Source organism: Acidaminococcus sp. AM05-11 (genome assembly GCF_003472805.1).
Taxonomy (GTDB): domain Bacteria; phylum Bacillota; class Negativicutes; order Acidaminococcales; family Acidaminococcaceae; genus Acidaminococcus; species Acidaminococcus hominis.
Window position 1 is genome coordinate 19,422 of record NZ_QRMX01000011.1, and the last position, 25,846, is coordinate 45,267.

General features: G+C 55.0%; 22 protein-coding genes. 1 reads left to right on the forward strand and 21 read right to left on the reverse strand.

The window, feature by feature from the left end; genetic code table 11:
• Positions 1 to 13: 13 nt before the first annotated feature.
• The 15 genes from der to dprA all read right to left on the reverse strand — a co-directional run bounded on the left by der (position 14) and on the right by dprA (position 16,363).
• The gene (der, locus tag DW089_RS06990) at positions 14 to 1,345 is read right to left on the reverse strand and encodes a ribosome biogenesis GTPase Der (protein ID WP_105325417.1); all 1,332 of its coding nucleotides are present in this window, start codon (positions 1,343 to 1,345) and stop codon (positions 14 to 16) included.
• Positions 1,346 to 2,413, reverse strand: a complete 1,068-nt coding sequence (gene fni / locus DW089_RS06995) for a type 2 isopentenyl-diphosphate Delta-isomerase (protein WP_105325416.1) — start codon at positions 2,411 to 2,413, stop codon at positions 1,346 to 1,348.
• Between the two features lie 16 nt (positions 2,414 to 2,429).
• Complete coding sequence (locus tag DW089_RS07000) at positions 2,430 to 4,466, reverse strand: bifunctional 4-hydroxy-3-methylbut-2-enyl diphosphate reductase/30S ribosomal protein S1 (RefSeq protein WP_105325415.1); 2,037 nt, start codon at positions 4,464 to 4,466, stop codon at positions 2,430 to 2,432.
• A 3-nt stretch (positions 4,467 to 4,469) separates the two neighbouring features.
• Positions 4,470 to 5,066 carry a 1-acyl-sn-glycerol-3-phosphate acyltransferase gene (locus DW089_RS07005; protein ID WP_105325414.1) on the reverse strand — a complete coding sequence of 199 codons (597 nt, stop codon included), beginning with the start codon at positions 5,064 to 5,066 and terminating at the stop codon, positions 4,470 to 4,472.
• On the reverse strand, positions 5,048 to 5,731 hold the full coding sequence (gene cmk / locus DW089_RS07010) for a (d)CMP kinase (protein ID WP_199614655.1): 684 nt from the start codon (positions 5,729 to 5,731) through the stop codon (positions 5,048 to 5,050). Before cmk ends, DW089_RS07005 begins: the two co-directional genes overlap by 19 nt.
• The gene (locus DW089_RS07015) at positions 5,728 to 6,987 is read right to left on the reverse strand and encodes an NAD(P)/FAD-dependent oxidoreductase (RefSeq protein ID WP_105325412.1); all 1,260 of its coding nucleotides are present in this window, start codon (positions 6,985 to 6,987) and stop codon (positions 5,728 to 5,730) included. The genes cmk and DW089_RS07015 overlap by 4 nt, the downstream gene beginning before the upstream one ends.
• On the reverse strand, positions 6,987 to 7,715 hold the full coding sequence (locus tag DW089_RS07020; RefSeq protein WP_105325411.1) for a pseudouridine synthase: 729 nt from the start codon (positions 7,713 to 7,715) through the stop codon (positions 6,987 to 6,989). Before DW089_RS07020 ends, DW089_RS07015 begins: the two co-directional genes overlap by 1 nt.
• Positions 7,716 to 7,728: 13 nt before the next feature.
• A complete protein-coding gene (gene scpB / locus DW089_RS07025) occupies positions 7,729 to 8,352 on the reverse strand; it encodes an SMC-Scp complex subunit ScpB (protein WP_105325410.1) in 624 nt (207 codons plus the stop codon).
• Entirely contained in the window at positions 8,339 to 9,061 is a 723-nt protein-coding gene (locus DW089_RS07030) for a ScpA family protein (RefSeq protein WP_105325409.1), read from the reverse strand. Before DW089_RS07030 ends, scpB begins: the two co-directional genes overlap by 14 nt.
• A 30-nt stretch (positions 9,062 to 9,091) precedes the next feature.
• Positions 9,092 to 9,712 carry a site-2 protease family protein gene (locus tag DW089_RS07035; protein WP_233547571.1) on the reverse strand — a complete coding sequence of 207 codons (621 nt, stop codon included), beginning with the start codon at positions 9,710 to 9,712 and terminating at the stop codon, positions 9,092 to 9,094.
• An 84-nt stretch (positions 9,713 to 9,796) separates the two neighbouring features.
• Positions 9,797 to 10,573 (reverse strand): GTP-sensing pleiotropic transcriptional regulator CodY, encoded by a 777-nt coding sequence (codY, locus tag DW089_RS07040; RefSeq protein ID WP_105325407.1) that lies wholly within the window; start codon positions 10,571 to 10,573, stop codon positions 9,797 to 9,799.
• Positions 10,574 to 10,587: 14 nt separating this feature from the next.
• Positions 10,588 to 11,505, reverse strand: coding sequence for a tyrosine recombinase XerC (gene xerC, locus DW089_RS07045; protein WP_105325406.1), 918 nt, complete (start codon positions 11,503 to 11,505; stop codon positions 10,588 to 10,590).
• 78 nt (positions 11,506 to 11,583) lie between these two features.
• Positions 11,584 to 12,897 (reverse strand): methylenetetrahydrofolate--tRNA-(uracil(54)-C(5))-methyltransferase (FADH(2)-oxidizing) TrmFO, encoded by a 1,314-nt coding sequence (gene trmFO / locus DW089_RS07050; RefSeq protein WP_118286982.1) that lies wholly within the window; start codon positions 12,895 to 12,897, stop codon positions 11,584 to 11,586.
• 7 nt (positions 12,898 to 12,904) lie between these two features.
• A complete protein-coding gene (gene topA, locus DW089_RS07055) occupies positions 12,905 to 15,244 on the reverse strand; it encodes a type I DNA topoisomerase (RefSeq protein WP_105325404.1) in 2,340 nt (779 codons plus the stop codon).
• 12 nt (positions 15,245 to 15,256) lie between these two features.
• Positions 15,257 to 16,363 carry a DNA-processing protein DprA gene (gene dprA, locus DW089_RS07060; protein WP_118286983.1) on the reverse strand — a complete coding sequence of 369 codons (1,107 nt, stop codon included), beginning with the start codon at positions 16,361 to 16,363 and terminating at the stop codon, positions 15,257 to 15,259.
• A 571-nt stretch (positions 16,364 to 16,934) separates the two neighbouring features.
• Here dprA and hydF point away from each other — a divergent pair.
• The gene (gene hydF, locus DW089_RS07065) at positions 16,935 to 18,152 is read left to right on the forward strand and encodes a [FeFe] hydrogenase H-cluster maturation GTPase HydF (RefSeq protein WP_105325402.1); all 1,218 of its coding nucleotides are present in this window, start codon (positions 16,935 to 16,937) and stop codon (positions 18,150 to 18,152) included.
• Positions 18,153 to 18,235: 83 nt separating this feature from the next.
• On the opposite strand, the gene DW089_RS07070 is transcribed toward hydF, so the two are convergent.
• From DW089_RS07070 to DW089_RS07095, 6 genes are all read right to left on the reverse strand, one after another.
• Positions 18,236 to 19,249 carry an aldo/keto reductase gene (locus DW089_RS07070; RefSeq protein ID WP_118286984.1) on the reverse strand — a complete coding sequence of 338 codons (1,014 nt, stop codon included), beginning with the start codon at positions 19,247 to 19,249 and terminating at the stop codon, positions 18,236 to 18,238.
• An 87-nt stretch (positions 19,250 to 19,336) separates the two neighbouring features.
• Positions 19,337 to 19,957: a flavodoxin gene (locus DW089_RS07075; protein WP_105325400.1), complete on the reverse strand. Its 621-nt coding sequence runs from the start codon at positions 19,955 to 19,957 to the stop codon at positions 19,337 to 19,339.
• Between the two features lie 12 nt (positions 19,958 to 19,969).
• Positions 19,970 to 20,605, reverse strand: coding sequence for a flavodoxin family protein (locus DW089_RS07080; RefSeq protein WP_105325399.1), 636 nt, complete (start codon positions 20,603 to 20,605; stop codon positions 19,970 to 19,972).
• Complete coding sequence (locus DW089_RS07085; RefSeq protein WP_105325398.1) at positions 20,602 to 21,699, reverse strand: alpha/beta fold hydrolase; 1,098 nt, start codon at positions 21,697 to 21,699, stop codon at positions 20,602 to 20,604. Before DW089_RS07085 ends, DW089_RS07080 begins: the two co-directional genes overlap by 4 nt.
• Positions 21,700 to 21,803: 104 nt before the next feature.
• The gene (locus DW089_RS07090) at positions 21,804 to 22,718 is read right to left on the reverse strand and encodes a LysR family transcriptional regulator (protein WP_199614657.1); all 915 of its coding nucleotides are present in this window, start codon (positions 22,716 to 22,718) and stop codon (positions 21,804 to 21,806) included.
• Positions 22,719 to 22,888: 170 nt separating this feature from the next.
• The gene (locus DW089_RS07095; protein WP_105325397.1) at positions 22,889 to 25,816 is read right to left on the reverse strand and encodes an insulinase family protein; all 2,928 of its coding nucleotides are present in this window, start codon (positions 25,814 to 25,816) and stop codon (positions 22,889 to 22,891) included.
• Between the last annotated feature and the right edge of the window lie 30 nt (positions 25,817 to 25,846).

The window sequence follows — 25,846 nt, forward strand, 5'->3', positions numbered from 1 at the left end:
GGTTTATCCCGCCTTACTGGTTGTCCTCATTCTTGCCCCGGACAATGATGTTGATGGGGGTGCCTCTGAAGCCAAAGGCTTCCCGCAGCTTGTTTTCCAGATACCGCTGGTAGGAGAAGTGCATAATCTCCGGTTCGTTGCAGAAAATCACGAAGGTAGGCGGTTTGACCTTCACCTGAGTGGTATACAAAATCTTCAGGCGCTTGCCCTTTTCCTGGGGTGGCTGGTTCATCGCCACAGCGTCGGTAATCACCTGGTTCAGGACGGAAGTGGAAATTCTCATGCTGTTGGCTTCGGCAGCGTCCTTGATCATTTCCGGCAGCCGGGAAATCCGCTGCTGGGTCAGGGCCGACACGAAAGCAATGTTGGCATAGGGCATGAAAATCAGTTCCTTGTAGACCTTATCGGTAAATTCCACCGTGGAATTGTTGCCCTTGTTGGGGTACAGGTCCCACTTGTTTACCACGATGACAATGCCTTTGCCGGCTTCGTGGGCATAGCCTGCAATCTTCTTATCCTGTTCGGTAATGCCTTCCACGGCGCTGAGCACCATGAGCACTACGTCGGACCGGTCCACGGCCCGGAGGGTACGGATAATGCTGTATTTTTCGATGGGTTCATCGATTTTGCCCTTCCGGCGCATACCAGCGGTATCAATGAACAGATAGGTCTGGCCATCTTTCATCACCGGTACGTCAATGGCGTCCCGGGTGGTGCCGGCCACGTCACTGACAATGGACCGGGTCTGGCCAATAATATCGTTAAAGATGGAAGATTTGCCTACATTAGGGCGGCCGATAATGGCAACCTTGATTACATCGTCGTTATCGTCGTCATCATCCGAGGCAGGGGGGAACTTCTCTACCACCGCATCCAGCAAATCGCCCAGGTTCAGGCGGTTGGAAGCGGAAATCATGTAAGGTTCACCAATGCCCAGATTATAGAATTCGTAGGCATCGTTTTCCTGTTTGGGGGTATCAGCCTTGTTTACAGCCAGTACCACCGGTTTCCGGGATTGGCGCAGCATCTTGGCCACTTCCTCGTCATCGATGGTAATGCCGGTACGGGCATCGCAGACAAACAAGATGACGTCTGCTTCCTTAATGGCAATTTCTGCCTGCTGCCGGATGGAAACCGCGATGGAGTCGGTATTCTGCATTTCGATACCGCCCGTATCCACCATGGTGAACTTCCGGTCCAGCCATTCTGCATCTGCGTACAGACGGTCCCGGGTAACCCCGGGGGTATCTTCCACAATGGAAATCCGGCTATCTGCAAATATATTAAACAGCGTTGATTTGCCGACATTGGGTCTGCCGACAATGGCAACTATGGGTTTACTCATTTAAATTCCTCTTTCGCTTATATTCTCCGGTTCATCCTGGGATAACCAGCGGAGGGCCTCTGCCAGTTCACCCGTTACATAGTAACGGACCTGCCGGAGCTGGCCTATCTGCTCACAGCCTGTCAGGGCATAAAAGTCCTTCAGTGCCTCCAGGCACTGTTTCATCCGGGTAATGGCGGCTTCTGTACCGTCTTCCACTACCCACTTCAGCACATTTCCGGCCATGCCTACCGCATTGGCGCCCAAAAGCTGTGCCTTCAGGATATCCAGGGCCGAACGGATACCGCCCGACGCAATGATGCCCTGCTGCCAGCCTCTCACGCCCACCACTTCCGCAAGGGAAACCGCGGTGGGAATGCCCCACTCCGCCAGTTCCCGGTTGCCTTCCGGATAGCGGCAGCCTTCAATGGCAGGAAAATTGGTACCGCCGGCGCCCCCAATATCTAATAGGGTGACCCCGCAGTCCAGCAGTTCCTGAGCCTGCTCCCGGGCCATACCGCAGCCCGTTTCCTTGGCAATGACGGGTACTTCCACCTTCTGGCAGATTTGGGCAATATGCTCACTCCACCGGCTAAAGTCCCGGTCCCCCTCCTCCATGGCCAGCTCCTGGGCTGGATTCAGGTGGATTTGCAGCCCCTGGGCCTCAATCATAGCCACTGCCCGCCGTGCTTCGTCCACGGTGGCCAGGGCACTGATATTGGCAAACAGGATGCCCTTGGGGTAAAGCTTGCGAACCACAGAAAAAGTATCGTCATGCAGCTGGGACCTTACCGCCCCATATTGGGACCCCACAGCCATAGCACACCCAGTCTCCCGGCCCACCAGCGCCAGTTGCTCGTTGATGGCTTTCACCGGACCGGCTCCGCCTGTTATAGCATTGAGAATCACAGGGTTGGATAACGGCCCAACCCCGGGCAAAGCCGTGACAAGGCTTACCTTATCACGATTCACCCGGGGCAGACAGTTATGCATGACCCGTATATCAGAAAAGCCGGTGGCGCAAGGACCATCCTCGAGGCTTACTGCATACCTGATATGATCTAGTTTACGACTCTCCCGGCTTTTCATCTAGTACGAACTCCTCTTATTTTTCAGCTTCGGCTTCAGCCAGCTTTTCGCCCAGGCCTTGGGACAGAGTGCCCTTCTTGCCCAGGTATTGACGCATTTCAGCTTTTTCAGCGTCTTCTTTGGCTTTGGTGATGCTCAAAGCAATTTTCTTATGTTCGGTGTCAACACGCAGCACCTTTACTTTAACTTCCTGGCCCAGTTCCAGAACATCTTCCGGTTTTTCAATGCGCTGTTCAGCGATTTCGGAGATGTGGATCATGCCTTCGTTTTCTTCGTTCAGTTTAACGATTGCGCCGAAGGGCAGGAACCGTACCACTTTACCGGTTACAACATCGCCAACTTTGATGTCTTTGGCAGCAGCTTCCCAGGGGTCTTCCTGCAGAGCTTTGATGGACAGGCTGATACGGCCTTTTTCCTGATCCAAGCCTTTGATGTAAACGTTTACCTTGTCGCCAACTTTGTACAGGTCAGCCGGTTTCACGCTGCGGTCCCAGGAGATTTCGGAGATGTGTACCAGGCCCTGTACGAACGGAGCGATTTCCACAAACATACCGAAGTCAACAATGCTCTTAATGGTACCTTCCACCGTTTCGCCTTCATGGAAGGTTTCGAAAGCTTTTTCCAAAGCTTCATGGCGTTCTTCTTCACGACGAGCGCGTTCTTCCTTGTAAGCCTGGTTCTTGGCAGCCCGTTCTTCTCTCAGGACGTTCTTGCGGGAGAATACCAGACGTTTCTTTTCAGGGTTGATTTCCAGCAGGGCAACTTCCAGTTCCTTGCCTTCATATTCCTTCACATCATCCACATGTTTCAGGTCCAGGTGGGATGCAGGGATAAAGCCAGTCAAACCATTATAGGAAACAGTCAAACCGCCCTTTACTGCTCTCAGGCCTTTGACCGTAACAGTCTTTACTTCTGCCAATTGTTCCGGCAGTTTCAGCCAAGCTTGATCAGCTTCAGCTTTGGTTCTGGACAGAACAACCAAACCATCTTGGTTTTCGCTGGCAATAACCTTCAGGGTCACTTTGTCGCCAACTTTAACGGTGGGGGCTACGGTTTCCTTGGTACCGCCCAAAGTCCATTGGTCGAAGGCCACAGACCCTTCACTTTGATAGCCGAAGTCAACGACGACTTCATCGGAAGTTACAGCTACCACCGTAGCTTCCACAATCATGCCAATGTGTAATTTCATGCTCTCCTGTTCGCCCAACAAACTTTCCATTGTTTCCATAGTTCCAATAGCCTCCTCAATAATTTCCTGCGGTGTAGATGCACCAGCAGTAATGCCTATTTTTCCTGCTCCGGCCAGCATGGATGCGGTAATCTCACTGGCGTCCTGTAAGTGATAAGAACGGGGATTCAGACTTGCAGCAATGTCGTACAGATGTCTGGTGTTGGCGCTGTTCTTGCCGCCAAACACGAAGAATACGTCAACCTTGCCTGCCAGTTCCCGTGCAGCGCCTTGTCTGTCTGCTGTGGCAGTACAGATGGTGCGCACCACTTTGTAGTCTCCCGGGCATTTCTCTTGAGCCATACGAAGCAGAAGGTTAAACTTCTCAGCTTCAAAAGTTGTCTGGCTGACTACCCCATACTTATCTTTTACAGGAAGAGATACCAGGTCATCAGAAGTTTCGATGACCAGGGAATCCTGCCCTGCCCAAGCCTTAATACTTTGCACCTCAGGATGACGCTTTTCCCCAATGATAATCACAAAACGACCTTCACTGGCCAGTTCGGCAGCCGTTTTTTGTGCTTTCAGCACATGAGGACAAGTGGCATCGACGACGTGTAATCCACGCTGTTGGGCCTCCGCATAAACGTCGGGCCCAACCCCATGGGATCTGAATATGACAACATCACCAGCCGAGAAATCAGCCAGCTTCTCCTTACATAGAACGCCTTGTTGCTCTAGTTTTTTTACAACGCGGGGATTATGTACCAATTCACCCAGAGTGGCAATACTATCATTATACCCTTTTATGGGGGTTTGTGCAATGTCAACCGCCCTTTTTACACCATAACAAAATCCGCAGGGGTCTGCTACATAAATTTCCATAGATTATTTTTCCCGGTGGGCTTCAATCATCGCCGCAATTTGGGCCATGAGCCGCTCACTGAGTTCCTCCACTTTTACTTTATTTCCGTCCTGGTTTTCCATGGACAACGGTTTGCCAAAAACCACGGTGACCTTGGGCCAGAAGGTTTTCCGGTGCTTCAGGTCACTGCCGATAATGGCCGTAGGTACTACCGTGGCCTTACCCTTAATGGCAATGGCCAGGGCGCCCGGAGCTGCCTTGCCCAAATGACCTTCTGGCATCCGGTGGCCTTCCGGGAAAATCCCCAGCACCTGCTTGTTCTTTAACAGCAACAGAGCGTGCTTAATGGCGTGGGAATCGGCGGCTCCCCGGTGCACAGGGAACGCTCCCAGGGAGCTGTACAGGGCCCCCAGAACGGGTACAAACAGCTCGGACTTGGCCATGAAATTCACGGGCCGGGACGAGGCCGTCCCTACCACCGGCGGATCCAACAGGCTCATATGATTGCTGGCAATCACTACCGGACCTTCCATGGGAATATTTTCCCGGCCGATAATCTTGAGCCTAAGAATAATCCGAAACAGGACGGAGAAAATTATTTTTACGAAACGGTACCACATGCTAGAACCTTCCTTGCCAAAGCGATAATTTGATCGGTTACCTGATCAATGGACAGTTGGGTGGAATCCAAGTACACCGCATCCTCTGCGCAGCGCAGAGGCGAGATTTCCCGGGTTTCATCAAGATGATCCCGCTGGGCAATCCGTTGTTTCAAATCTTCCAGGTCCACGTCCTGGCCTTTTTCCTTCATCTCCAGGTAGCGGCGGTTGGCCCGTTCCTCCACGGAAGCGGTAAGAAACACCTTCAGCTCAGCCTGGGGAAATACCACCGTGCCAATGTCCCGGCCGTCCATTACTACGCCGCCCTGGGCCCCGATTTCCCGCTGGGCTTCCACCATGGCCGCCCGGACGCCGCCAACGGCAGCCACCTGGGACACGTGCTGGGTCACTTCCAAGGAGCGGATGGCTTCCGTCACTTCTTCCCCGCTTTCAAAGACCCGGTTTAGCCCGTCTGCGAAACGAAAAGTGATTTTTACCTGTTTGGCCAGCTCTGTTACTGTTTCTTCCGAAAAAGGCAGCTGTTTGGCCAAAAACCGCAGGGTTACCGTCCGGTACATGGCACCGGTATCGATGTAGGCATAGCCCAGTTGGGCAGCCACCTTTTTGGCGATGGTGCTTTTGCCGGCGCCGGCAGGGCCGTCAATGGCAATGATGATCTTTTTCACAGAGATTCCTCTTTTCCTTGGGCGGCCTCAGTTCCTGCCACGTAGCCCGATGAAAAGGCTGCCTGCAGGTTATAGCCGCCGGTATATCCATCTACGTCCAGCACTTCACCGGCAAAATACAGGTTGGGAACCAGTTTGGAGGCGAAGGTACTGGGACTGACTTCCTTGGTATTGACCCCGCCGGCGGTGACAATGGCTTCCGCCAGGGGCCGGGTACCCGTCAGGGGCACCGTAAACTGCTTCAGGGTCTGGACCAGCCGCAGCCGTTCCTTCCGGGTAATCTGGTTCACCGGCTGCTCCGGGTTCAGGACCGCCCGGTCGATAATCACAGGAATCAGGCTCTGGGGCAGCAAATCGTCCAACCCATGCTTCAATTGTTTTCTGCTGTATTTCACAAAGTCCCGCTGGATCCGGTTGTCCAACTGTTCCGGCGTTAGTGCCGGCTTTAAATCGATGGACAGGTCCAGCAGCGCCTTAGGATTCTTTTTCCAGCATTCCGACGCCGTCCGACTCAGCGACAGGATAATGGGCCCCGATACCCCAAAATGGGTAAAGAGCATTTCCCCAAATTCCTGGGCCAGCACCTTGTCCTGTTCCAAAAGGCTGGCCCGGACGTTGCGCAGGGACAGACCCATAAGTTTCTTTACGTCCTCGTCGTCGCTCTCCAGCGGCACCAGGGCGCCGGTGGGAGGGATAATGGTATGGCCGGCCTCTTTGGCCAGGGCATAACCATCGCCGGTAGAACCGGTCCGGGGATAGGAGGCGCCGCCGGTGGTAATAATCACCGCGTCCGCCCGGTAAAGCTTGCCTTCCGTGTCCTCCACCCCAACCACCTTGCCGTTCACCAGCTTCAGCTGGGAAACTTTCTTATGGAGCAGAATCTTTCCCCCGTAGGAACGGAGGATTTTTTCCAGGGTATTCACCACATCGATGGCCTTATCGCTTTGGGGGAACACCCGGCCGCCCCGCTCTACCTTGAGTGGTAGCCCATTGCGTTCCAACAGGTCCATCATATCCTGGTTGGTAAATTTATGGAACGCCCCAAACAGGAATTTTCCGTTGCCGGGAAGCATGGCTATCATTTCCTGCATGGTGCAGGCGTTGGTAACGTTGCAGCGGCCCTTGCCGGTAATCATCAGCTTCCGGCCGGCCTGCCCCATTTTTTCCAAAAGCGTCACCTGGGCGCCTGCTGCACCGGCTGCAATGCCGGCCATCAGGCCCGCTGCCCCGGCTCCGACTATTACTACCTTGTTCATTATTTCACCAGCCTCTGCAGGGCTTCCACTTCTTCCGGTTCCAGTTCCCGGTACTCACCCTTTTTGAGCCCTTCCAGAGTAAGACTGGCAATCTGGACCCGTTTCAGCTTGTTTACCGGGAAGCCAATGAAATCGCACATCCGGCGCACCTGCCGGTTCCGGCCTTCGTGGATGGTCACGGTAAACAGCGTCAAATTCTTTTCCGGGTCATAGCCCTTCACGTACACCAGGGCCGGAGCAGTCAGCCCGTCTTCCAGGGGTACGCCCATGCGCAGGATGTCCAGCTTTTCTTCTGGAACCTTGCCCTTGACCGTGACCTCGTAGGTCTTGTTCACATGGTGGCTGGGGTGGGTCATTTTCTGGGCCAGTTCCCCATCGTTGGTCATCAGCAGCAGTCCCTCGGTCTGGTAATCCAGCCGCCCCACCGGGTACAGCCGTTCCCGTACGCCTTCCAGCATCTCAGCCACCGTCCGGCGGCCCTGGGGATCCTTCATGGTGGTCACCACGCCCCGGGGCTTGTACAGGAGAATATACCGTTTTTTCGTAGGCCGCAGGCCCTTGCCGTCAATGGTGATGAAGGCCTTGGGCCCCACCTTGGTTCCCAGTTCGGTAACGGTTTTCCCGTTGACCTGGACCCGTCCGGCCTGAATCATTTTTTCGCATTCCCGGCGGGACGCAATCCCTGCCGCAGCCATTACCTTTTGCAGTCTTTCCAGTTTCTCTTCCATTTGTTGTCCTATTCTATGCTTTCTGCTGGGGTTCTTCCCCAGCCGGGTGTTCATTTTCTTCCGGGGCGTCCTCAGAGCTCTCCAGCTCCAAGACTTCCTCCCCCTCCTCCGGGAACAGTTTCTGCTCCAGGATTTCGTCCGGAATATCCGGCAAATCGGCCAGGGTATTAAAACCGAAGGTGGTCAAAAACCGATCCGTGGTACCGTACAAAATGGGCTTGCCGATAACTTCCTTCCGGCCCACCTCGGTAATCAGCCCCAAGTCCGTCAGGGTATTTAATACCCCGTCCACCTTCACCCCCCGGATGGCTTCCATTTCACTTTTGGTCACCGGCTGCTTAAAAGCCACAATGGCCAATGTTTCCATAGCCGCCGTGGACAGCTTCTGTTCCTGCTGCTCGTAAAGGATCTGGAGCACCGGAGCCGCTTCTTCCTTGGTCACCAGCTGCCAGCCTCCGGCGGCCTTGCGCAGGGTCAGCCCCCGGTCCGCCTCCTGGTACCCATGCTGGAGCTCCTCCAGCAGGTCCGCAGTCTGGGCCTGGGTAAGGGCCAGGGCCCCTGCCATTTTTTCCAGGGAAAGGGGCTGGCCGGAAGCAAACAGCAGCGCTTCCAGTTTGCCAAGCTTATGCAGTGCCATACGCACCCTCCTCCCGTTTCGATAGGGTAATCGGCGCAAAGGGCTGATCCTGGCGGATGCAGATTTTCTGCAGCCGAAGCAGTTCCAGGATGGCCAGGAACGAGGCAATGACCTCGCTGTGGCTGGCCTTATTCTTCAGCACCTGCTGGAATGACAGTCCTTTCTGCCGATTTTCCAGCATTCCCATAATATCATCCATCTTGTCCTGCACGTGGAATTCCTGCCGGGGAATAATGGGCTGCTCCTGTTCCCGTTCCGGGAATAGGTTGGCCAGGGCCCGCAGCAGGTCCCCCAGATAGTAGCGCTTCACCTTTTGCTGCTGCCGGGGTGCCGGTGCAGGCTCCCGGCTCCAGCACAGGCTGGCCTTGTCCAGGCACTGGCGCAGCAGCACCGCCCGCTTTTTGAAGCGTCGGTATTCCACCAGCATCTCCACCAGCATGGTCCGGGGATCCTCTTCCTCTTCTTCCACGTCCTTTTCCTTGGGGAGCAGCATTCGGGACTTGATCTGCAGCAGCATAGCCGCCATCAGAAGAAACTCGCTGGCCACGTCCAGGTCATACTCCTGAAGGGTATTCAGATAGGCGATGTACTGCTCCGTAATGGAAACAATGGGAATATCGTAAATATCGATTTTATCTTTTTCAATCAGGTGGACCAACAGGTCCAAAGGACCTTGAAAATCCGCCAATTTTACCGTATAAGCTGCCATGAAGTCATTCCTTGTCTTGCCTGAACAAACTTAAAAAAAGAAGAGCAGGTTCAGGATACTGTGGCACAGACTGAGATACAGACTGGCAAGAGGGGATACAATCACTCCAATTATACCCGTAAAGCATAGGGCAATCAAGATAAGGGTGCTGTAGGGTCCCAGCAGGCTCTCATAGCGCATAGCCGTGGTAAAAGGCAGCCAGTTGCGGAGAATCTGGTACCCATCCATGGGCGGAATGGGAATCAGGTTGAAAAAAGCGAACCAGACATTGTACATCATCAGCCAATTCAAGAACAACATCACCCCGCTGCCGGGATTCATGAACCGGACCATCAAAAATTGCAGGGCCATGGCCACAAAGCACAGAAACAGGTTGCTGCCGGGGCCGGCAAAGGCCACCTTCAGCTGTCCCGAACGGGGATTGGCGTAGTACCGGGGATCGATTCGCACAGGCTTGGCCCAGCCAAAGCCCACCAAAAGCAGCATCAGGGACCCTACCAGGTCCAGATGGGCCAAAGGATTCATGGTCAGTCTGCCGTCCATTTCCGGCGTGGGATCTCCCAGGCTGGCCGACATGGCGCCGTGGGCGTATTCATGCACGGTAATGGTCAGAAGCAGGGCCGGAATCCGAAAAAGTATCGTGGCATCCATTCCTAACATAGAGGCAAATCCTTTCTTTATAGAAACAGGGCCAAAGTGCCCCTAGAGCAGATTGACCCTGTTTTTGCACATATTTTATTTGCGATGTTCCTTCAAGCCATCCCGCAGGTATTCATTCAGGATCCGTACGTACGTGCCCTTCATGCCCAGGGATTCCGTTTCCAGAACGCCGGCACTTTCGAATTTACGCAGGGCGTTGACAATGACGCTCCGGGTGATGCCGGCCTGGTCAGCAATCTTGCTGGCGACCAGCAGGCCTTCGTTGCCCGGCAGAGCTTTCAGAATTTCAGAAATGGCTTCCAGTTCGCTGTAGGACAAGTTGGAGAAGGCAATCTGTACCATGGCTTTCTTCCGGGAAGCTTCTTCAATATTCAGGGCCTTGTCGTGGAGCAGCTGCATACCAATAACCGTAGCAGCATATTCACTGAGCAGCAGGTCGGAATCTACAAATTCCTTCTTGAACTTGCCCAGAATCAAGGTACCCAGACGAACGCCGTTGCCGAAGATGGGAACTACCGTGGTGAACTTGCTTTCGAACAGGCACTTGGTGTCTTCGCTGAAGGCGCACATATTCTTCACCAGACGATAGTTGGAGGAAGTTTCCCGGATGCCTTCCAGCCATTTCACATAAGAATCAGGGAAACGGCCCACATCCAGTACTTTCTTAATCATCAGTTCGCATTCAAAACCATCCAGAATGGAGTAACCCAAAAGTTCCCCGTTGCTGGAAACGATGTAGATGTTGGCTTTGATGACGTCCTTCAGCACTTCAGCCATTTTTTTGTAGCTGACAGTCTCGGTGTTTTGTAACAATTTGTTGATCATACGTGTTTTTTCAAGTAAAGCAAGCATAATAGTCCCTCCTGTTAGGCCCGTGGATGATGTTTTTCATATTCAGCTGTCAAATGCTCCGCAGTAACGTGAGTATAGATTTGCGTAGTCGACAAGCTGGCATGTCCTAATAATTCCTGTACAGACCGCAGATCCGCCCCGTGCTCCAACAAATGGGTAGCAAAGGTGTGCCGGATAGTATGCGGGCTGACATGTTTTTGTAAGGCTGTCATTTCAACGTATTTGTCCAGGATGCGTCTGACGCTTCTGGCGGTCAGCGGCGTACCCCGGCTGTTGACAAAAAGGATGGAATGTTCACGCACCTGATATTTTTTCATCAGATGCCTGCGGCATTCTTCCAGATAATGGGTGATGGCCTGTACGCAGGGGTGTCCTAGGGGAACCAGCCTTTCTTTGTTCCCTTTCCCTAATAACAGCACATACCGGTTTCCCAGGTCAATCCGATCCAAGGTCAGTCCCACCAGTTCGGAAACCCGGCACCCAGTAGAGTACAGCGTTTCCAAGATGGCCCTGTCCCGTTTGCCCAACAAAGTTGTCACGTCCGGCATTTTCAGAAGCAGATTGATTTCAAATTCTTCCAAAAATACGGGCAGCTTTTTCTCCAGTTTGGGCGTTCGTACCTTGGCAAAAGGATTGGTCTTGATGACGCCTTCCCTCCTTAAAAACCGGTAAAAGGAGCGAAGGGCAGAAATGCGCCGGGCAATGGTCCGCCTGGCCAATTCTTCCTTGTGCATGGCGGCCAAATAGCCGCGAATGTCAAGCAGAGAAATTTGCGACCATTCAAGAACCTTGCCCTTGTCCGCCATATACTGGGCGAACTGGCAGATGTCTGCTTCATAGTTGATGATCGTAAGGGGTGAATCGTCCTTCTCCACCGTCAGGTAGTTCAGGAACTTTTTCACCAGCGGATCCTTGGACGCACTGTTCTTCATGCTAGCCTCCGAAGCAGCTCTTGAATTGTACAAATTTAAGGTATTTCTTGACAATTCATATTATCACAAACTATTCAATCATGCAAGAGATTTTAGCAAATTTTCCAGAATAGTAAGACTCCGTTGCGAAATTGCCGCATTTTTTTCTTTTTTGCCACGAAATTTCGGTCCATCCCAAGGAGCAATCAGTCCAAAATTGATGTTCATAGGCTGGAAGTGCTTCACTTCCGGGTTGCTGATGTACTGGGACAGGGCGCCAATGGCCGTTTCCTTGGGGAACACAAAGGGTTCCTTGCCCTCAATGGCCCGGGCGGCGTAAATGCCGGCAGCCAGTCCGGAAGCAGCGGATTCCACATACCCCTCCACCCCGGTCATCTGGCCGGCAAAGTACAGGTGGGGATGCTCCCTGAGGGAATAATCCGGGTTCAAAAGCAGCGGAGAGTTCAAATAGGAGTTTTTGTGCATGACCCCGTAGCGGACAAACTCTGCGTTTTCCAGGCCGGGAATCAGCCGGAACACCCGTTTTTGTTCCGGCCAGCGCAGATGGGTCTGGAACCCTACAATATTGTACAGGGTCCCTGCCCCGTTGTCCTGGCGCAGCTGCACCACGGCGTAGGGGTCCTTGCCGGTTTTGGGGTCCGGCAGACCTACGGGCTTTAAGGGGCCAAACCGCATGGTTTCTTCGCCCCGGAGAGCCATCTCCTCAATGGGCATGCAGGCCTCGAACACGTTGCCGTGTTCAAAGTCCTTGACTGCTGCCGTTTCGGCATGACACAGCTCGTTCCAGAAGTGCTGGTACTCTTCCTTGGTAAAGGGGCAGTTGTAGTAGGCCGCTTCCCCCTTGTCGTAGCGGGAGGCCTTGTACACCTTGTCCATATTCAGGGAATCCACCGTCACAATGGGGGCCGCCGCATCAAAGAAGTGGAAGTAGTCCTTTTGGACCAGCTTCTGGATTGCCTCCGACAGCTTGTCGCTGGTGAGAGGGCCGGAAGCTGTAATCACAATATCTTCCTCGGGGAAATTGTAATCCGTGATTTCTTCTTCCACCACCGTCACCAGGGGATTTTCCCGAAGGGCCTTGGTAATGGCTGCGCTGAAACCGTCCCGGTCCACCGCCAGGGCGCCTCCGGCGGGAACCTGATGGATATCCGCTTCCCGGATAATCAGGGAGTCCAGCCGGCGCATTTCTTCCTTTAACAGCCCTACGGCGTTTTCAATATTGTTGGCCCGCAGGGAATTGCTGCACACCAGCTCGCTGAAATTGGCCGTATGGTGGGCCGGGTCGGATTTCCCCGGCCGCATTTCGTGGAGGATCACCGGAATCCCCCGGCGGGTCAGCTGCCAGGTGGCTTCGCTGCCTGCCAGTCCGGCGCCTATTACATGTACGTTCATCTTAACCTCATTTCTCTGCCGTCAGGGCCTCGGCAGACGCCGTGCTCTTTCGGGTGCGGGTGGTCTTTTTGACCCCCGCTGTACTCTTTGCCGCAGCCGTTTTGGTGGTGCGCTTGGCTGTAGTTTTCTTGGCGGTGGTCTTTTTGGCCGCCGTGGTCTTCTTGGCAGTAGTTTTCTTTGCCGCCGTGGTTTTCTTTGCCGCAGTAGTTTTGGCCGTGGCCTTTACCGGGCTGGAAACCCCGGCTGCCGCTGCAATTTTGGCGGCGGACCGCTTGCGCAGCTTGAATTCGGTGCAGTTCTCATTGGAACAACTGATGATTTTCTTACCATTGCGTTCCGTATGTTCCACCAGCATGCTGCCGCACACCGGGCAGTTTTCCGGCAGGGGTTTATCCCAGGAAACAAAGTCGCAGTTGGGATAGCTTTGGCAGCCATAGAACAGCTTGCCGGTTTTGCTGTGGCGTTCGATGATTTCCCCGCCGCATTTGGGGCATTTCACTCCGGTTTTTACCACAATGGGCTTGGTATTCCGGCAGTCCGGGAAGCCCGGGCAGGCCAGGAACTTGCCGTGCCGCCCTTCCTTCACCACCATCATCCGGCCGCATTTTTCGCATTGCACGTCACTGACAATCACCGGCTGTTCCACCACGGGAATATTTTCATCGGCTACTTTCAGAGCTTTTTCGAAGGGGTCATAGAATTCCTTGAGCACGGATTCCTTGTCCCGTTTATGTTCACTGATATCATCCAGTTCTTCTTCCATGTGGGCGCTGAACTTTTCATCAATGAAATAGGAGAAGTACTGGTTCAGCATTTCCATGGTGGTCTTGCCCAGTTCCGTGGGCAAAAGGCGTTTGCCGTCCCGGACCACGTAGCCCCGGGTCTGGATGGTTTGGATAATGGGCGAATAGGTGCTGGGCCTGCCGATACCCTTTTCTTCCAGTTCCTTTACCAGGGAAGCTTCTGTAAAGTACGGAGGCGGTTCGGTAAAGTGCTGGACCGCCGGGTCCACCTGCACCAGTTCCATAGGGGTACCCTTTTCCAGGGCCGGTACCTTTTTGTCCTTTTCATCGTCCTTCCGGCCGCTAAGCACCCGGAAGCCGTCAAAGGTAATGACGGAACCAGAAGCCGTCAGTTCGTAGGGGCCGCCGGTAATGGTGAGGGTGGTCAGCTTGCTGATGCTGTTGGCCATCTGGCTGGCAATGGTCCGCTTCCAGATCAGGGTGTACAGCCGCAGCTGGTCCCTTGTCAGGTAGGGCGCCACCGATTCCGGCGTCCGGGCCGCGCTGGTGGGCCGAATGGCCTCGTGGGCTTCCTGGGCGTTTTTCTTGCTGCTGTAGTGGTTGGGCGTCTTGGGCAGGTATTTATCCCCATAGTTCTGACCCACATAGTCCCGGATTTCCGCCACTGCCGTATCGGCCAGATGCACGGAGTCCGTTCTCATGTAGGTAATAAGACCTACTGGGCCGCCCTTTTGGCCTACGTCCAGGCCTTCGTACAGCTGCTGGGCCACCATCATGGTGCGCTTGGTGGTAAAGCTCAGCTGTTTTACCGCTTCCTGCTGGAGGGAGCTGGTGGTAAAGGGAGCCGCCGGCCGCTGCTGCCGGTCTTTCACGGCGCAGTCCTTCACTGCGTAGGAAACCTGCTGGAGTTCTTCGGTAATGGCGTTGGCTTCTTCCTGGTTATGGATTTCCAGCTTTTCGCCGTTTTTCTTTTTCACGTCCGCATGGATTTTCGGTGGCTTGCCGTTGGGCTCCAGGGTTACGGAGCTGGTCCAGTATTCCTGGGGCTCAAATTCGTCGATTTCCTTTTGCCGGTCGCAAATAATCTTGACGGCTACGGACTGGACACGGCCGGCGCTGAGGCCCTTGCGGATTTTCCGCCACAAGAGAGGGCTCAGCTGGTAGCCTACGATCCGGTCCAGAATCCGACGGGTCTGCTGGGCGTCCACCTTGTCCATGTCGATATTTTGGGGATCCTTCAGGGCATCTTTGATGGCCTGAGGGGTAATTTCATGGAAAGAAATCCGGCATTTGTCCTGGGGTCCTACCCCCAAAAGATAGCCCAAATGCCAGGCAATGGCTTCCCCTTCACGGTCCGGGTCAGTTGCCAGATAAATTTTGTCGGCCTTTTTGGCCAAGGTCCGCAGTTCCTTGATCAGGGGACCCTTGCCCCGGATGTTGATGTACTTGGGGGTGAAGTCATGCTCCACATCTACCCCAAACTGGCTTTTGGGCAGATCCCGCAAGTGGCCCATGGAGGCCCGGACGGTGTAATTCTTGCCCAAGAATTTTTGAATGATGTTCGACTTCGTAGGAGACTCTACGATGACCAGATTTTTTGTCACTCTCTTCTCCTCCTAAACTACAAGCATATAACGATTTCCCGGGCCCTGCCGCACAGCCCCGCTGATTTCCAGCTGGAGCAGTACGGAACTCAGTTCGGCCAGGGACCAGGAAAAATGTTCTGCCAGCTGTTCCATGGACTGGCTGCCTGCCTCCTGGAGCCAGGAAAAAACCTGCTGGGCCTGCGGCACTTGCGCAGACGGCAGCTGATCAAATAGCGAAAGTTCTGTTTCTTTTTTGGCAGGGACCGCACACTGGGGAAACGCTTCCTGGAGCAGCTGCTCCGGCCCATCCACCAGCAGCGCCCCGTCCCGAATCAGCTGATGGGTACCCTTGCTGGTGGCCGAGTGGATCAGCCCGGGAATGGCATACACGTCCCGGTTTTCCTCGGCGGCCAGCCGGGCGGTAATCATGGCCCCGCTTTTCAGGGCAGCCTCCACCACCAGCACCCCGCTGCACAGCCCTACCACAAGCCGGTTGCGCAGGGGAAACCGTTTCTGCAAAGGCTCCACCCAGGGCGCGTATTCGGTAACCAGAGCCCCGTGCTGGGCAATCTGCCCAAACAGCCGGGAATGGGCCGCCGGATACAGATGCTGAAAGCCGCCGGCCAAAACGGCCACCGTGCAGCCGCCTCCGTCCAGGGCACCCTGGTGGGCTGCGGCGTCAATGCCGAAGGCACCCCCGGAAACCACCGTTACCCCCTGCCCTGCCAAATAGCGGGCAAAGCTCCGGGCATTTTCCAGCCCGTAGGCCGTGGCTTTCCGGGAACCCACCACCCCCAGGGTACGTTTCCAGGAAGGAAAGGTTCCCTTCCGGTAGAGCACCGCCGGAGGACTGGAAAGCTCCCGAAGGCCCGGAGGATACTCCTCCGAATACTCGGTCACCACAGCCACCTGATGGGTTTCACAGTAGTCGTAGATTTGTTCCGGCAGGTCGCCTTGATACATTTCTTCGTAGTAGGAAAGCAGGCCTTCCTTCAAAAGCCCCGAGGCCTTCAGGTCCCTGCTGCCTGCACGAAAGGCGGCCTTGGCGGAGCCAAAATAACTGACCAGCTCCCGCACACGGTTGGGAGCCTGGTAGCCCAAAAGGTCGGCCAAGGCGGCATAGTAATAGCGTTCCATGTTCCCACATCCCTTGTTGAAAATAAGCTGAGTACATTAGTACATATAATTGAAGATAACACAATACAGAAAGAATGTCCAATCCCTGCCCGGCATACCTTGCCCCGTTTCAGGTCCTGGACCACAGCTTTATGGGGTTGCGGAAAACTTTTAGCAGGAAAATTACCTGAAAGTTTCAGAAATATTGAAACTGTAGCATAGTATACATGGACTCCGGGGAAAAAATCAAGTGTCAGATTAAAATCTTCTTCAAAAATGTTCTGATTGGGCAAATTCACAAGAAATATTATCACATTTGAAGCATATTTTAAAAAATAACCAATTCCGGAAATATTTCCCGATTATCCAGTATTTTACCGTTTTTACAAAAATCACAATGCAGGTTCCTCCAAAAAATTCACAACTTTTTTGGCCTGCACAGGGGGCAGGGACTTGTAATCTTTCCCAAATCCCGTATAATTTAGTAATACCGTCAAATAACGCTCTTATTATGGTAAATCGGTAAATCACCTTCCATTACAATATGCTGTCCCAGGAAACCCTTCCTGCCGCAGCCCAAAGGAGAATCCCCATGCCTGCATCTTTAAATGAAACCCCTTCCGGGGAACGCGTCCATATTGGCCTGTTCGGCTGCCGCAACGCCGGCAAGTCCTCCCTGATCAACGCCCTGACCGGCCAGGACTTGGCCATTGTTTCCGACTTTAAGGGCACCACCACGGACCCGGTGTCCAAAGCCATGGAAATCCTGCCCCTGGGCCCCGTGCTGCTCACGGACACCCCGGGGATGGACGACGACAGCGACCTGGGCCAGTCCCGGATTGAAAAAGCCCGGCTGGTGCTGCGCAGCACCGATGTGGCCCTCTTGGTGGTGGACGCCGCCCAGGGCCTGAATCCCTTTGACCAGAAACTGCTCACCGAAATCCAGGCTCGGAAAATTCCCTATATCGTAGTCTTCAACAAAATTGACCTGGCCCCGAGTTTTGCCCTGCCCCAGGACCTGCAAACCGTGGCCCTGGCCGTCAGCGCCCAAGAGAAGCTCCATATTACGGAGCTGAAGGAACGGCTGGCCGCCTTGGCCGGCAAAACGGAACACAAGCGCCCCCTGATTCTTGACCTGCTCCAGCCCGGGGACCTGACCGTACTGGTAGTGCCTGTGGACGGCTCCGCCCCCAAAGGCCGGCTGATTCTGCCCCAGCAGCAAACCATCCGGGAACTCTTGGACGGCCACTGCACCGCCCTGGTTACCCAGCCGGAAGAACTCCCCAGCCTCCTGAAAGCCCTGGGCAGCACCGTTAAACTGGTGGTCACCGACAGCCAGGTCTTCCATATCGTCAACAAAATGGTGCCCCCAGAAATCCCCCTGACCTCCTTCTCCATCCTGTTTGCCCGCTACAAGGGCCAGCTGGGCCCCTTCATTGAAGGCGCCGTAGAGCTGGGGAAACTGAAAGACGGGGACAAGGTGCTGATTTCGGAAGGCTGCACCCACCACCGCCAGTGCAACGACATTGGCGCCGTGAAAATGCCCAACTGGATTCGCAAATTCTCCGGGGCCCAGCCGGAATTCATCTTCTCCAGCGGCAAAAGCTTCCCGGACCTGCTCCAGGAAGTCCAGCTGGTGGTCCACTGCGGCGGCTGCATGCTGAACCCCCAGGAAGTGGCCTATCGGCAGCAAACTGCCCGGGAGCAGCACGTGCCCATGACCAACTACGGCATTGCCATTGCCTATATGAACGGCATCCTGCCCCGGGTCCTGGCCCCCTTCCCCCAGTACCTGGAAAAAATCCAATAGTACAGCAAAGACGGTGTTTCAGAACTATCTGAAGCACCGTCTTTTGATTTGCCGCAGGCCCTGCACCCAACAGCCCTGCCTGTTTATTTTTGAAAGTTTTTGGCCCAAAGCTTGCCAAAGCTTCTCTGCTCGGATTCGTCAATGCCCCGGTGTCCGTGGACCTGGCACTGGTCCAGGGCACCTTCCAGCTGGGCAAATTCGCTGTCCGTCAGCTCCACATTCCAGGCCCCCAGGTTTTCCAAAATCCTCTCCTGGTTCTTGGACCCGGGAATGGGCACCACATTGGGATATTTGTGGAGCATCCACGCCAGGGAAATCTGGGCGGGAGTGGCGTCCTTTGCCTTGGCAAACTGGTTCAGAATATCCAGAATCGGCTGGTTGGCCAAAAGGTTTTCCTTGGACAGCTGGGGCACAAACTTCCGCACATCATCTCCCTGAAACTGGGTCTTTGCCGTCACCTTGCCGGACAAAAAGCCGCTGGCAATGGGCGAAAAAGGCACCACCCCAATATGGTGCTTCAGGGTATAAGGGAAGATTTCCTTCTCGCAGTCCCGTTCCAGAATATTGTACAGGTTCTGCACCGCGGACAGGGGCGTTACCTGGTGGGCTGCAGCCACCGTTACCGCCGGCACCTGGGACAGCCCCCAGCCCCGAATCAGCCCCTGGTCAATGAGCTGCCCCAGCACCTGGGCAATTTCTTCCACCGGGAACCGTTCGTTGATCCGGTGCAGATAGTACAGGTCCACATAGTCCGTGCGCAGCCGCTTCAGGGAAGCGTCCAAATGCAGCCGAATGGTATTGTAAAGGCTCCCCTGGAGCTCCTCCGTTTCCCCCAGGTGGAACTTGGTGGCCAGGACAATGTCCTTTCGAAACGGTTCCACCGCCTCCCCTACGATTTCTTCGTTGTGGCCGGGGTAGTACAGCTCCTTACCGTAGCTTTCCGCCGTATCAAAAAAGGTGCAGCCAAAAGCATAAGCCTTCTGGATGGCAGCAATGCTGTAGCTGCGCTCCGGGATTTGGCCGTAGCCATGGGAAAAGCCCATGCACCCCATGCCAATGGGAGATACCTCCAGATTGCCCAATTTTCGTTTCTCCATAGGTGTTTCTCTTTTCTTACTTTGTCCAAAGCCCCCGGTTCCAACCAGGACCCAGGGGCTTTTCTTTCTATTATACCCAAACAACCGTTATAGGCCCAGGCTGTAGACCCAGTCCTGAACGTCTTTGGCAGCCACATTGGAGGGGAAGCGTTTCCCTTCCAGCCAGGTGCCGGTACCGGCCAGCTGCTGCAATTGGGTGCCGCTTTCTCCCATTCCTGATTCCACAGAAGTAGCAAAGGGAATCACCGTTTTACCGGAAAAAGCGTTGGCTTTCACAAAGCCTTTTACTGGCCAGGCCGCCAAATGCCACCAAATCGGATAGCCGATAAAGACCGTGCTGTACGTATCCCAATTGGCCGGTTTGGCATTGGTAAGCGCCACCTGCTCCTGAAGGCTGGGATTATCGTGTTCCTTTACCACCCGGCTGCTTTTATCCCGGTAGTTCAGGTCCGCTTCCGTATAGGGCTGGACCGGCTGGAGTTCCCACAAGTCCCCGTGAACCGCTTCCGCAATGGTCTTGGCCACAGAACGGGTATGCCCGGTACCGGAGAAATACACTACCAGCACCTTGCCGCCCTTCTTCACGCTGGGGGCAGCGCTTTCCGTTTTGGCCCCAGACGCCGTCGGTTTCTGCGATTCCCCTGAGCCGCAGGCAGCAGCCCCCAGAGCCAGAAGCAGCGCCGTAAACAGTACAATAATTTTTTTCATGCTATTCTCCTTTTAGCGGACAAAATTGGTAAATACCTGGGGTTCCTGCTGCGGCAGAGCCACTCCCGCCTCGTCCGCCGCTTCCCGGCATTTTAGGAAATAAGCCATATTCCGGCCCAGCGTCCGCATGGTCTGCAAGCCCTCGGCGTCCTGGAGTACATCTTCCGGGGTCTGGCCGTGGACCATATTCCAATACTGGCTGGAAATAATGGGCATCTGCATCAGCCCAAAGTACTTGTTCAATTGATCATAGGTAGCAGTGGTACCGGCCCTGCGGGCAGAAATCACCGCCGCTGCTGGTTTCAGATAAAAAGGTTTGTTTTCCCGGCGTGCCCCGGCATAAAAAGCCCTGTCCAGAAAGGACGTAATGGCGCCGCCAGCTGCTGCCCAATGGACGGGTGTGCCAAACAGGAAGCCATCGGCCCCTGCGGCCTTGTCCAAAAACGTATTTACTCCGTCACCGTCAAATACACAGCTATGCAAGGTGTTGCATTTGTGACAAGCAATGCAGCCATGAAGGGGGCCATTGCCAATCCAGAAGAATTCCGTTTCCACGCCCTCTGTGTTTAGGGTTTTGGCCGCTTCCTTTAGCGCCGTATAGGTGCAGCCCTTTTGATGGGGACTGCCGTTTACCAATAATACCTTCATTTTTTGTTCCTCCTGTTTTGGCTTTCCGCCAGCTTATTTTTTTGCAGCCACTGTACCATGACCTGGGCCACCTTTTGGTTATTCAGGTCGGCAAAGGCAAAGTGGGTGTTGCCCCGAAGCCCCAGTTCCGGCAGGGAAATGATTTCCGCCCGGCCGCCATTTTGGTTAACCAGCGTCGCCCATTTTTCGGCCAGGTTCTTCCGCACCCGCCAGTTGTCCATGCCCCAGTTGGCCACCGGCTTGTCCCCACTGGGGATATTGTCCCCAAAGACCACGGCAATGGGCAGCTTTGTCAGTTTTAGAAATTCCGCCCTGGGCACCGCATACCCGGCAGCCGGGAAGGGACTGGTAGTTTTTTCCACCGCCGGCACTTGCCCTTCCGGGAAGGGGAAGGTTCCCGGCTCAAAGGAGATTACGCCCTTCACTAGTGGGCTCTCCATAGCCGTGTCCCACCCTGGGCCGCCGCCCTGGGAATGGGTGACCAGCACCGAAGGCCCCGCCTTGGCCACCACTGCCGCAAGGGCAGAACTGATTACCTTGGCATCAAAAGCGCCCGTATTGGGGGTCATCTGATAAAAGAACTGCTCCTCCGCTTCCTTGTCCCGGGGAACCGCCGCATTGGCGTAGGGCTTTGGATACACCCCTATGCGAAAGGTGTTGTACCACAGCTGGTCCTGGGGCTGGGCAGAAAGGGCCATAGGCACCGTGGACTGGCCGGCTTTGCCCCGCCGGGGCTGGTCCACCACATAGGTCTTGTAGCCCCGTTCCAAAAAGATATTTTGGAAGCCGTCCCGGCCATCCGGCGTGGTTTCCCAGGTTTTGCCGGACTGCCCAGCGCCGTGCAGGAACACCAGGGCATTTTTCTGGGCCTTCACTGGAATCTGGTAAAAGGCGTAGGCTGCATCCCCGTGGAGGGTATTTCCAGCCCGGCTTTGGAGCTCACCGGTATAGGTGCCCGGAGCCGTTTTTACCGTACCGCCGGCAAAAAAGCTGCCCTGGTCCTGGAGCAGTACCGGATGGCTAAAGGCAAAACCCGTACTGGCAGAAGCCCACAGGGCCGCCGCACAAAATAAAGGTAAATATTTCGCTTTCATTGTTTTACCTCCCCTTCTTTTCTTATATTCCCAGTATAGTAAAAGCGAGGCTTCCGGAGAAGTCTCGCTTGGTTTACTGCTATTAACTTTTAGTTTCTACTATCCTAGGGCTGTAACCCATTGCCAGCCTCCTCTATTTGGTCCAAAGCCTCCAGGAATTCCCGTACCCCCTTGGAAGGTCTGGGGCTGTAGAGAATGCCATAGGGAATGGTGTAGTCCCAGTCCACCGGCAGGGTTTTCAAAAGGGGATGGACGCTGCTCCAGGGGTCAATGGTCACCAGCACTGCCTGCTCCGCTACGCAGCGGTTGAAGATTTTCATATCGTAAAAGGGAAAATCTACCAGTTCAATGGCCGGGTGGTGCTCCGTGAGCTCCCGTCTCAGGTCATCAAAGACCGTGCTGTTCCTGCGCAGCACGTAGAGCCGCTGGCCGTACAAAGCTTCCAGGGTCAGCCGCTTCTTGGCTGCCAAAGGATGGGTACTGGCCACAGCGCAGCGCAGGGGTTCCCAGGTCAGCTGCCGAAACCGGGTTTTGCTGTACAGCGCCTGCTGGCCCTGGTCCGAATACCCGGCCACCAGGTCAATGTCCTGGCCCAGATTTTCCAGGATATGCACTGCATTTTCCGGCGTATTTTCAAAAGGTACCAGCTGAACCTGGAGCTTGGGGTTTAGCTGGTGAACCTTGGGCCAGAGCTTTAGGAGGAACTGGGAAGGGGTCATGGGCGAAGTCCCCAGCCGCAGCAAATATTCCCGCTGCTCCTCCGCCAGCCGGGCCCGTGCCACCGCTTCCTGGGCATAGTCCAGCAGGCGGCTGGCATCCCGCTCCAGGGACGCACCCGCTTCCGTCAGCCTAAGACCCCTGTGGGTCCGGATAAAAAGCCTGAGCCCCAGCTGCCCTTCCAGCAGGTTAATCTGCTTTTGGACGGCAGGGGGCGAGATTTTCAGTTCTTCCGCCGCCTTATTAAAGCTTCCGGCCCGGGCCACCGCCGCAAAAGTGACAAGCGCTGAACTAATCAGCATACGCCCCTCCTCCTTTCTTCTGGACAGGAGCTTCCCCGCCCAGCATTTCCTACTATTATACCATGGCAGCCTATACCCTGGCAGCCCTGCCCCATGTTCACTTTTCTTCCGCCTTATGCAAAGCAGCAGGCTTTCCGCGGGGAAAACCTGCTGCTGATTTAGCTATGCAGTTACGCTTTGACCACCTTATGGAACAAGTCCTTATGGTCTTCAATCTTGCTTTGGCCGCCCACTACGCACAGGTAGCCGTCGCTGAGCACATCCTTGACCACCGGTGCCAGGGCCCGGATATCGGCCACCTGGCAGTCAATCACCTGATCCCGGCCCTTTTGCACCACGTCCTGAGGCAAACCGGTCATATAGGCCGCAATGGCCTTTTCCAGATGCATCGCCGTGGTCAGCGGCGTATCCAAAAGGCTCACCGTCCCAATGACGTACTTGGTCATTTCCCGGGCGTCTGCGTCGAAGCTTTCCAGATACGCCGGCAGATCCCGGTAGGTCTTCAGGGTTTCTGCCAGGTTGGGATCCCGGTAGGAGGACAAGTACAGCACGCCGCTCCGGTCAAACCGGGCACCGGCGCCGTAGGCCCCGCCCTGGACCCGGACCTTGGTCCACAGGTAGCCGTAGCGCAGAATGGTTTCCAGTACCTTCATGGCTCCCGTGTAGTCGTAGCCATGATCCCGGTAGTTGCCGCCGGCCAGTACGTACTGCACCTTGCCGGAGGTCACCACCCCTTCGTTGGTTTCCCCAGCAGGGAGCTCAGGCATGGGCTTTCCGGCAAAGGCGGAATGGGGCAGGCTGGCCACAAAGGCTTCCAGGCGCTGCACCGCTTCCGTCTTCATGTCCTCGTCACAGGACAGGGAATCCAGCTGCTCGTCCTGATGGAAGAAGGCCGGTACCAGCTGCTGGAGTTTTTCCACCACAGCGTCCGCCCGTTCATCAAAGTGGGCCCACAGGTCCTGGATGAACTGGTAATAGGTCAGCTGGTCGTGCTCCAGGCTCCGGCCGCTCTTAGAGAAGTAGGAGGTCAGCCGCATGGCAGCAACCGTCATGCCCCGGGCAAAGAACGCATTGTCCCAGCCGGTCTTCACTTCGCTGACAATTTCCTTCAGCCGTTTCTTGTCCCCAATATGGCTGCGCAGGGCAATGCTGGAAAGAATCTTAAAGAGCATTTCCTCGTTCTTTTCCAGTACCTTGGCAGATACCTTGAACACGTTCCGGTAAGAGTTGGTATTGTTGTACTGGGCATAGGGCTTGAGCTCAAAGTTCAGGCCGCCCAAATAAATATCGGACAGGGTGGTCAGTTCTTCGTAGGTATAGTCATCGGTGTCCACCTTGCCCAGCACATCTGTCAGCAGGTAGCCGTAGCACAGCAGGTCTTCTGGGATACCGGTGCAGTCAAAGCACCAGTCAAAATAGGCAATCTTGTTGGTAAAGGCCGGCAGGAACAGGTGCTGGTGCTTCCCGTCCTGGGTCGTGGTATAGGCTTCCGCTTCGGCCTTCCGGACAATGTCCGTGCGCTTCAGGAGAGGAATGGTAGCCAGGGCTTCCGGAGAGTCCGGAGCTTCCTGACGGGCATGGAGTTCGTCCGCCAGTTGGGCGTAGCCTTCCAGGGTCTTTTCGTCCATGCTGGCCTTCAGCTGGGCCATTTTTTCCTTCTGGGCCGCAGCATCCTTTTCTTCCTTCCCCGGTTCCGGGGTAAGGGTCAGGAGCACTTTGTGGGTGTTGTCCAGGAGCACCGTTTCAATCAGGCCCTCATAATAGCGCTTGTCCATCTGGGAGCGCAGATAATCCAATTCTTCGGTGAATTGCAGGGACGCTGCCGGGTCTCCCCCGTACAGCCAGGATTCCATGCAGCCCAGGCCGTAGATTAAGCCTTTGGGATAAATGTTGTAGTCCGCTTCCCGCAGCTTGAATTCTTCGGAATTCAGTTCCGCCGTCAGAAGGTCCTTGGGAATCCCGGTCCGGGTCAGTTCCTGCAAGGTATGGTATACCACCTTCACGAACTCGTCTTCCTTTTCCGGGTCGGAGCCGCTGACCTGCACGGAGAATACCGGCTGCAGCTGGGAAGCGTTCAGGGAACCGGACACGTCCGTGCCAATGCCGGCCTTGAGCAGCGCCAGCCGCAGGGGAGCGTTGTTGCCCTCCAGCAGCACATGTTCCAAAATCCGCAGGGCCATCACCTGTTTCTGGTCCAGGGCCGTGCCCGTTACGATATTCAGCGACAGGTAGGTCTTATGTTCCGTGGGGTCCCCTGCCGCTACCGGGTAAGTAGCCTGGACTTCCTTGGTCTGGTCAAAGGGTGCCTGCAAGAGAATTTCCACCTTCAGGGTCCCGCTCTTGGGGAAATGGCTCAGATACTCTTTATCCAGGTAGGCCAGGTAGTCCTCAATATCCATATTGCCGTACAGGTAGATATAGGAGTTTTCCGGGCTGTAGTATTTCTTGTGGAAGGCAATGAACCCTTCCTGGGTCAGTTCCGGAATGGCTTCCGGCAGACCGCCGGATTCAAACCGGTAGGGGGAATCCGGGAACAGGGCCTTGCACACCTCGTGCTCCTCGATGGCGTCCGGGGAGGAGTATACCCCTTTCATTTCGTTGTACACCACGCCGTTGTAGATCAGGGGCTTGTCCTCCCCTTCGCCCAGCTCGTAATGCCAGCCTTCCTGCTTCAGGGTGAAGGGGTTTTCGCTGGTCAGGGGATAGAACACCGCATCCAGGTACACATCCACCAGGTTGCGGAAATCCTTGTCGTTCCGGCTGGCCACCGGGTACACCGTCTTATCGGAGTAGGTCATGGCGTTCAGGAACGTATTCAGGGAACCTTTCACCAGTTCCACAAAGGGTTCCTTCAGCCGGTACTTCCGGCTGCCGCAGAGCACAGAGTGCTCGGTAATGTGGGCTACCCCCGTGTCATCCTGGCTGGGGGTGCGGAAACCAATGGTAAATACCTTGTTGTCGTCCGCGCAGGCCACATAAAACACCCGGGCGCCGCTGACCTCATGGACCAGTTGGTACCCTGTAGCGTCAATGTCCGGCAGTGCCGTGATTTTTTCTACTGTAAACCCATGCAGATGGGAATGAAGCTGTAATTCCATATGTAGGGCCTCCTTTTCTCAATTTAAGAA